8 protein-coding genes are annotated in these 7,835 nt (G+C 61.5%); 5 read left to right on the top strand and 3 right to left on the bottom strand.

The genetic code is table 11. From position 1 onward, the window contains the following. On the bottom strand, positions 1 to 475 hold a 475-nt coding region (locus NW809_RS01175), incomplete at its 3' end, for a hypothetical protein (RefSeq protein ID WP_414401364.1). Positions 476 to 865: 390 nt separating this feature from the next. Here NW809_RS01175 and NW809_RS01170 point away from each other — a divergent pair. The 3 genes from NW809_RS01170 to NW809_RS01160 all read left to right on the top strand — a co-directional run bounded on the left by NW809_RS01170 (position 866) and on the right by NW809_RS01160 (position 4,678). Next, the gene (locus tag NW809_RS01170; protein ID WP_011428930.1) at positions 866 to 1,741 is read left to right on the top strand and encodes an SDR family NAD(P)-dependent oxidoreductase; all 876 of its coding nucleotides are present in this window, start codon (positions 866 to 868) and stop codon (positions 1,739 to 1,741) included. Between the two features lie 125 nt (positions 1,742 to 1,866). After that, positions 1,867 to 3,753, top strand: coding sequence for an ATP-dependent zinc metalloprotease FtsH (gene ftsH / locus NW809_RS01165; protein WP_011428929.1), 1,887 nt, complete (start codon positions 1,867 to 1,869; stop codon positions 3,751 to 3,753). 103 nt (positions 3,754 to 3,856) lie between these two features. Continuing rightward, positions 3,857 to 4,678: a class I SAM-dependent methyltransferase gene (locus NW809_RS01160; RefSeq protein WP_099812651.1), complete on the top strand. Its 822-nt coding sequence runs from the start codon at positions 3,857 to 3,859 to the stop codon at positions 4,676 to 4,678. On the opposite strand, the gene NW809_RS01155 is transcribed toward NW809_RS01160, so the two are convergent. Beyond that, positions 4,675 to 5,229: a hypothetical protein gene (locus tag NW809_RS01155; RefSeq protein WP_206336820.1), complete on the bottom strand. Its 555-nt coding sequence runs from the start codon at positions 5,227 to 5,229 to the stop codon at positions 4,675 to 4,677. The two genes, NW809_RS01160 and NW809_RS01155, sit on opposite strands and share 4 nt — an antisense overlap. A 305-nt stretch (positions 5,230 to 5,534) precedes the next feature. Then, positions 5,535 to 6,938, bottom strand: coding sequence for a chromosomal replication initiator protein DnaA (gene dnaA, locus NW809_RS01150; protein WP_011428926.1), 1,404 nt, complete (start codon positions 6,936 to 6,938; stop codon positions 5,535 to 5,537). Between the two features lie 241 nt (positions 6,939 to 7,179). On the opposite strand from dnaA, the gene rpmH reads away from it, so the two are divergent. Further along, complete coding sequence (gene rpmH / locus NW809_RS01145) at positions 7,180 to 7,320, top strand: 50S ribosomal protein L34 (RefSeq protein WP_011431673.1); 141 nt, start codon at positions 7,180 to 7,182, stop codon at positions 7,318 to 7,320. 90 nt (positions 7,321 to 7,410) lie between these two features. Continuing rightward, on the top strand, positions 7,411 to 7,791 hold the full coding sequence (gene rnpA, locus NW809_RS01140) for a ribonuclease P protein component (protein WP_011431672.1): 381 nt from the start codon (positions 7,411 to 7,413) through the stop codon (positions 7,789 to 7,791). Positions 7,792 to 7,835 lie beyond the last annotated feature (44 nt).

Below are 7,835 nucleotides of genomic sequence, written 5' to 3'. Positions count from 1 at the left end.
AGCCATCCCCAGGCGAGGCAGAATCAGGCGGCTGGGAGCCGGGATCCGGCGCTTCGGGATGGCGGACAGGCTTAGGGAGAGTGCCACCTGACTTAAGAACCAGGCAGCGCACAGTTTGGTGCAGTTCCTCCAGCAAAATGCCGATGGCGGAGCGGAAGTCCCGGTGGTCATCCCGCATTTGCTCCAAAATGGCGCGGATGACTTCCTTACAGTCCTTCAGGATGTGCTGCTGCTGGGCGATGATCTGCACCAGCTCGCTCTGTTCCTTGAGCAACTCTCGCAAACAGGTACGCAGCTCGTCCACCTGGTTTTGCCAAAGGGCTTGCCCCTCTCGCAACTCCATGACGCTGGTGCGCAAATCGGCGGTGGCATCGCGCAGGGCTTCGCTGTGGCGCCGCTCGGCCTCCAGTTGGCGTTGCTGCTCCTGCTGCTGTTGGCGCAGCTCGGAATTGGCCCTTAGGTTGGCTTCCGCCACTCTGAGCAATCGATCCAAGCAGGCCTCGGCGAGAGCCCAGCGCTCCTCCGGCAAGGAAGATCGGCCTCGGCTAGCCCGCCTGCGGAAATATCTTACGGTCACTGCACCTCGTACCTGTGGCAAGGACATTAGACTAGGCGTACACTCGAGCGAGGGAGTTTGTCCCAGCAAGTTGTCCATCGATCATACCGCTTTTCCCAACCCCCCCTGCAATTTGGGCGCGAAAAACCGTCTGAGCAGCTTCTGGGCCGCAGGGATCCATCCATCTGGCAGAGCACCCCTTGAGTTAGAAACAGCGGCCCAGCACCGCAGCCCAAGGAGCGAGGCTGCCTCTTTCCAGGGATCCCGGAAGTCCCTCTAGGATGAAGAAAGTTTGCAGAGAGGAAAGCCATGCTTTCACTAGCCAATCAGGTGGTGCTGATTACCGGCGCTTCTGCCGGCATTGGCAAGGCCGTCGCCCTGGAAGCGGCCAAACGCGGGGCCCGCTTGGTGCTGGCGGCCCGCCGGGAGGAGCTGCTACAAAACGTCAAGGACTTGGTGGAGAAGCAGGGGACAGAAGCGCTGGTGGTGCCCACCGACATGGCCGATACAGCCCAGGTGGAGGCGCTGGCCCAAAAGGCCCTGGATCGCTTTGGCCGGGTGGACATCCTGGTGAACAACGCCGGCTACGGCCAAATGGGACCGGTGGAAGAGGTGGATGTGGCGGCGATGCGGCGGCAGTTCGAGGTGAATGTGTTTGGTCTGCACGCCCTCACCCGCGCCCTCTTGCCCCAAATGCGGGAGCGGGGCAGCGGCCGCATCCTCAACCTCAGCTCCGTGGCCGGCCAGATGTCGATGCCTTTCAGTGGGGTTTACAGCGCCACCAAGTTCGCCGTGGAGGCCCTCAGCGACGCCCTGCGGGTGGAAGTGGCCCCTTTTGGCATCAAGGTTATCGTGATCGAGCCAGGGCCGGTGGCCACCGAGTTTGGCCGCGTGGCCGAAGAGACCTTTGCTGCTGTTGTCAATCCCAACGGCCCCTACAAAGCGATCTTGGACAAGGCTGCCGAGCTGGCCAGCTCGTTCCACAAAATGGCCTGGCCGGTGGAGAAGGTGGTGGAGCCGATCCTGAGAGCCATGACGGATCCCCACCCTTCCGACCGCTACACCGCTTTTACGGGCGGCAAGCTGGCGCTGGGGCTGATGCGGTTGCTGCCCGCCGCTCTGGCCGACCAAATGTGGCGGCGCGTCTACGGCCTGGATGCCCTGGGATCCCCCAAATCGGCCTAGTCGCCGATTGCAGGGATCCCTTCCCAGCGCAATTCCGGGCATTTCGTGCGGCAGGGTTGTATCTTGGGGGAGCGACAGGTTAAGTTTGTTGAAGGACTTTTAATAACCAGGTGTTCCCCTTCCCCATGAACAAACCTCTATCTCCCCAGCGCTGGCTAATTGCCCTCATGCTGGGCTTTTGTCTCTGGCAGGGATCCGGCCTAGCTCCTGCCCACGCCGCTCTGGCCTCTGCCCTCACCTATGACCGCTTCTTGCGCTATGTCGAGGAGGGTCGCGTTACCGATGTGCGCCTCCTCGATAACAACCTGGTAGCCGAAGTGACGGCTGTTGACCCACAAACGCAGCATTCCACCCGCTACCGGGTCAACCTGCTGCCCAACACCGTGCCGCAACTGGTGGATCGCCTCACCGAGCAGGGGATCGAGGTGGCTGTAGTGCCCACCCGCGATGGCAGCGCCTTCTGGGCGATCTTGGGCAACCTGGTCATCCCGGTGCTGCTGCTGGGGGGGTTGTTCTTGTTCCTGCGCCGCGCTGGCGGAGGAGCAGGCGGTCCTGGACAGGCGATGAACTTCGGCAAGTCGCGGGCCCGCTTCCAGATGGAAGCCAAAACCGGCGTCAAGTTTGACGATGTAGCCGGGATCGAGGAGGCCAAAGAAGAGCTGCAAGAGGTGGTTACCTTCCTGAAGAAGCCGGAGCGCTTCACTGCCGTAGGGGCCAAGATCCCCAAAGGCGTGCTGTTGGTGGGGCCGCCGGGGACGGGTAAGACCCTCTTGGCCAAAGCCATTGCTGGCGAGGCGGGAGTGCCTTTTTTCAGCCTCTCTGGCTCCGAGTTCGTGGAGATGTTCGTCGGCGTGGGGGCCTCGCGGGTGCGGGATCTCTTTAAGAAGGCCAAGGAGAATGCTCCCTGCATCGTCTTCATCGACGAGATCGACGCGGTGGGCCGGCAGCGGGGAGCGGGCATTGGCGGCGGCAACGACGAGCGCGAGCAAACCCTGAACCAGTTGCTTACGGAAATGGATGGGTTTGAGGGCAACTCAGGGGTAATTGTTATTGCCGCAACCAACCGCCCGGATGTGCTGGATGCGGCGCTCCTACGGCCTGGACGCTTCGACCGCCAGATCACCGTGGATCGGCCCAGCTTCAAGGGGCGCTACGAGATCTTGCGCGTGCATGCCCGCAACAAGAAGCTGGCAGAAGAGGTCAGCCTGGAGGCCATTGCCCGCCGCACCCCTGGCTTTGCCGGCGCCGATCTGGCCAACCTGCTCAACGAGGCGGCCATCCTGGCGGCCCGCCGTCAGCACAAAGCCATCACCAACCAGGACATCGACGACGCCATCGACCGCATCACCATTGGCCTGACCAAGCCGCCGCTATTAGACGGCAAAAGCAAGCGCCTCATCGCCTACCACGAGTGCGGCCATGCTCTGTTGATGACCCTCTTGCCCCATGCGGATCCCTTGAACAAGGTAACGATCATCCCCCGTTCCGGAGGTGCCGGCGGCTTTGCCCAGCAACTGCCCAACGAGGAGCAGATCGACTCCGGCATGTACAGCCGCGCCTGGCTGTTGGATCGGGTGGTGGTCGGTTTTGGCGGTCGGGCGGCGGAGGAGATCGTCTTTGGCTACTCGGAAGTGACGACGGGGGCCAGCAACGACCTGCAGCAAAACACCAACCTGGTGCGGCAAATGGTGACCCGCTTTGGCATGTCCGAGCTGGGGCCCCTGATGTGGGATCCGCCCAACAACGAAATCTTTTTGGGCGGCGGCTGGATGAACCGCGTCGAGTACTCCGAAGATGTGGCCGCCAAGATCGACCGGCAGGTGCGGCAAATCCTGGAGAGCTGCTACCAAAGAGCGAAGCAAATCCTGCTGGAGCACCGGGCGCTGCTGGATCGCCTGGCCGACACCCTGGTGGAACGGGAAACCCTAGATGGGGACGAGTTTCGGGCCATTGTGGCAGAATACGTGCCCATCCCCGAGAAGATCGGCTTGCCCAGCCCGAAGACGGCTTGAGGGATCCCCTCTCGCTGCGGGATTGATTAACCTGGGAGGGTGGTTGTTGGGGCCGGCGCCCGGCAACTGCCCTTTTGTTTTGCGGCTGTCGTCAGGTTGTGTCATGCTCTCTTCTCTCTCTGCCTTGCCGGTTCACCTCTACCGCTGCCTGAGCTGTGGTCAGGAAGGGCTGAACCTGCCACCGGGACGTGAGCCGGGAGCCGCGGCGGATCGGGTTTACTGTCCCCGTTGCGGCCAGATCTACCCCATCACCGCCTTTGGAGCGGTGGATTTTTTGGCCGCCGCGCGGGACTTGCCGCTCACTCCCGCTCAGGCCATTGCCCATCTGCCCGGGTTTGCCTGGGGCTACGATCGCCTCTGGCGGCCTTGGGCGCTGTCGCTGTTGTCGGGGGAGCGTTTCGGCAGCGAGCGGGAAGGCCAATTGCTGGCGGAACTGGTGGGGGAGGCAGATCCCGTCTTGGATTTGGGCACGGCAGGGGGGTACTGGAGCCGCCTCCTCTTGGCCAGGGATCCGCAGCGGACGGTGATCGGCCTAGACAACGCGACGGGAGTGCTGGCGGAGGCGGCCCAGCAGGCCCAGCCCCACTGGCAGCGCTACAGCCTGGTGCGAGCCCGGGCGGAGCAGCTTCCCCTGGCCTCTGGAGCCTTTGGGGCGGTGATCAGCGGCGCCACCCTGAACGAGGTGCCGTTGGATCCCTGTCTGCGGGAAGTGGCCCGTGTTTTGAAACCGGGAGGGGTGTTTGTCTCGATGCACAGCCAGCAGGTGCAGGGATGGGGGCAGAGGGTGCAGCAGTTGCTGGAGGCGACCGGCCTTCGCTTTTTCTCCGCAGACCAGTTGCGCTGGCACTTTGCCCAGGTGGGGTTGCGCTTGGAGCGCTATCTCAGCTTCGGCTGGGTGGCTTTTGTGCAGGCAGTGCGCCTCTAGGGGATCCACTCCAGGCCAACGCCAAAGCTGGATTCCCGCGCCAAGGTGGAGTGGCGCAGGCTGTAGCGGGCAGCAAGACGAAGGGAAGGGCTAATGGCGTAGGCGGCGGTGATCTCCGCTAGGGTGGCCTGTCCTTCTTCCGGCTCCTGCGGGGCCACCCAAGTGTAGCTGCCAGTCAAGTCGGCGGCTCCGGGAGCCAGGGCCAAAACAACAAAGGCCCCATAGCTCACCCCGCTGAGGCGGCGGTTTTTTTCTTCCAAGGCTCGATAGCCCAGTTGGGGGGCCAGGTTCAAGCGGGAGCCCATAGGGGCGAGAAAGTAGCGCACCTCTGACCCGTACTGGCGGATTTCTGGGTTCTCAGAAGATTGGCGATAGTCGCCGCTGAGGGTGAGGCGATCTCCCAGGCGCAAGTCCTGCAGGCTGATTCGCCACTCAGAAGCCGACTCGAAACCCGCCTGCAAACGGGTGGGCAAGACGGGAGTATTGCGGATTTCTTCCAGGAGATTGGGCGGACTTTGCAGCCAGCGGCGCAACACGGGGCTATCCTCCACAATTTGGCTATCCAGCCCCAGATCTAAAACGCCTGAGAGCGCGGTTGGCCGCGGATCTGCTTCCTTGCGGCCCGCTTGGGTCGAATGGGCCCAGGCCGGCCATGCTGGCATCAGCCCAGCCCCAAGGAGCAGCATACCCAAGCAAAGTCCTTTGCCAGATTGCCCTACCACCTGCAACCCCCGCCCCTCCCGTCCTTAACTGTAGCTGCTTCCAATAGGAGCTTTCACGCCAGCTCGCGGGCGCCGCGGCTCTCAGCAGCGTAGGATGACACCCCAAGGACGGTTCAACAATGGCAAGGCAAAGACTAGCGGTTTCGGCTGTTGGCCATGACTCGCAGCCGCTGGGCCAGGTTTTGCAGTTGCCGCTCAAATTGCAGATTTTCCCGCTGCAACTGGCTAACTTTTTCACAGCTATAGAGAACGGTGGTGTGATCTTTCCCGCCAAAGTAATCGCCAATTTTGGGCAAGCTAAGATTGGTATGGTGACGCATCAAAAACATGGCAATTTGCCGCGCCTGGCTGATGTCCCGCTTGCGAGAGGATCCCAATAAGCTTTCTCGGTCGACGCCGAATTCTTCACAGACCACGTCAATAATCATGTCGGGCGTGATCTCCTTGGGCTCGCTGGGGGGGTTGAGAATGGGCTGAATCGTCTCCACACTCATCGGCAGGCCAGAAATGGAGACGTAGGCAACGGCACGGATGAGGGCGCCCTCCAGCTCGCGAATGTTGCTGGTGTAGGTGGTAGCAATGTATTCGATCACCTCAGGCGGTAGGATCATCCCCTCGTACTCGGCTTTTTTCTTGAGAATGGCCATGCGGGTCTCGATGTCCGGCGGCTGAATTTCCGCAATCAAGCCCATCGAAAACCGAGAACAGAGCCGCTCCTGCAGCCGAGGGATGAGGTGAGGGGAGCGGTCGGCAGCTAGCACGATCTGTTTGCCCGACTCGTGCAACGTATTAAAGGTGTGGAAAAACTCCTCTTGGGTGTACTCTTTGCCTTCGATAAATTGAATGTCGTCCACCAATAAAATATCCACATCTCGATAGTGCTCCCGGAAAGACTGCATGCTGTCTCGCCGGATGGCATCGATTAAATCGTTGGTAAAGCGCTCGGTGGACACGTAAAAGACCTTGGCCCGCGGATTCGCCTCCAGTTGGTAGTGGCCGATGGCCTGCATCAGGTGGGTTTTGCCCAGCCCTACCCCGCCGCAGAGAAACAAGGGATTGTAGGCCCGCCCAGGCTTGTCGGCCACGGCCAGAGCCGCTGCATGGGCCATGCGGTTGTTGGGGCCGACCACAAACCGCGAGAAGGAATACTTGGGGTTGAGATCCGGGGCTCGCATGGGCAGGCTGCCGCTCACCTCCAGCCCCAAGGGGGCGGAAGCAGGAAAACTGCCGGCTTTGCGGGAGGTTGAGGCCACAGCCGTTGAAGGAGCTTCTTCCTCGACCAAAGCCTGGGGAGCGACGGAAAACTCCACTTGCAAAGGGATTCCGGCCACCCGCTGCACCACCTCGGTGATGGTGGAGGCGTAGTGCTTTTGCAGCCAGCCCCGCGCCCATTCGCTAGGAGTGGAGATGGTGAGGCGGTTGTCCACCAAGGATTCAGCTCGCGCCGTCTTGATCCAAGCCTCAAAAGTTGGACGGCTGAGCTGCACCTGTAGATGCCCCAAAGCTTCGTCCCAGAGTCGATCTAGGGAGATGTCCACACCACACACCCAAAGCGACACAGCCAAAGCCCAGCAAAGACAGGGGCGCCAACCCGGTGCCTCTGCTCTCTCGACTGGGATTGTAGGATCCCCAATTTAGCTGCTCGGCGTGAGGCGGCCAATCTAGCGATTTTCCGTCGAGTCTGCTACGATAAAGCTTTGCTAATTGTCTGCCGGTGAACTGGGCTTCTCCCTCGCCAGTCGCAGCAGGCCTTGTTGACAGGATGAGTTGGTCTCCACCATGACTCAGCGTACCCTTCGTGGCACCAATCGCAGACGCATTCGCGTCTCTGGGTTTCGGGCCAGGATGCGCACGGCAAGCGGGCGGCAGGTCTTGCGGCGGCGGCGGGCCAAGGGGCGTTATCGCCTGGCGGTTTCTTAAGGGTTAGCAGAGCCGATCCCATCTCAAACTCTTGGGGTGTCGGCGTCCAAGACGGGTTGACTCCTGCCTGGGATTCCCTTTCAGTGCCCAATGCTGCCTGCTCCTTATCGCTTGCGAGATCGGCGAGCTTTCCAGGCGCTTTACCAGGCGGGGCAGCGCCGTTCCGGTGCAGGCTTGATCCTTTTGTTTCAGCCGATGCCGGCGGGGTGCGAAGGGATCCCCAGCCAGGTGGGGCTGGTGATCGGGAAAAAGGTGAGCAAATCTGCTGTCAAGCGGAATCGGCTGCGACGCCGGTTGCGAGAAATCTTGCGGCCCCTGTGCCCAAACCTGAAACCCGGATACCGGCTACTGCTCATCTCCAAGCCCAACCTGCTCACCTATAAGTGGCCAGAGCTACAGGCAGAGGTGCATCGTCTTTTGCAAAAGGCCGATCTGCTCGTCAGCCCGAGCCCAGATCCTGAGCCTTCTTAGAAGCTGGGCAGGCTGCGCTACCCGTGCTAGCCTGGTGCCATCAT

Origin of the sequence: Synechococcus sp. WC101 (genome assembly GCF_047461555.1) — a bacterium.
GTDB lineage: Bacteria > Cyanobacteriota > Cyanobacteriia > Thermostichales > Thermostichaceae > Thermostichus.
Note: the sequence above shows the minus strand (reverse complement) of the source record. Positions and strands in the feature narration are given on the sequence as shown.

What these genes read in the sequence shown, in the direction of transcription:
- rnpA (WP_011431672.1), top strand. Translation starts at nt 7,411, where the DNA reads ATGCTGCCTGCTCCTTATCGCTTGCGAGATCGGCGAGCTTTCCAGGCG.
- NW809_RS01170 (WP_011428930.1), top strand. Translation starts at nt 866, where the DNA reads ATGCTTTCACTAGCCAATCAGGTGGTGCTGATTACCGGCGCTTCTGCC.
- ftsH (WP_011428929.1), top strand. Translation starts at nt 1,867, where the DNA reads ATGAACAAACCTCTATCTCCCCAGCGCTGGCTAATTGCCCTCATGCTG.
- NW809_RS01160 (WP_099812651.1), top strand. Translation starts at nt 3,857, where the DNA reads ATGCTCTCTTCTCTCTCTGCCTTGCCGGTTCACCTCTACCGCTGCCTG.
- rpmH (WP_011431673.1), top strand. Translation starts at nt 7,180, where the DNA reads ATGACTCAGCGTACCCTTCGTGGCACCAATCGCAGACGCATTCGCGTC.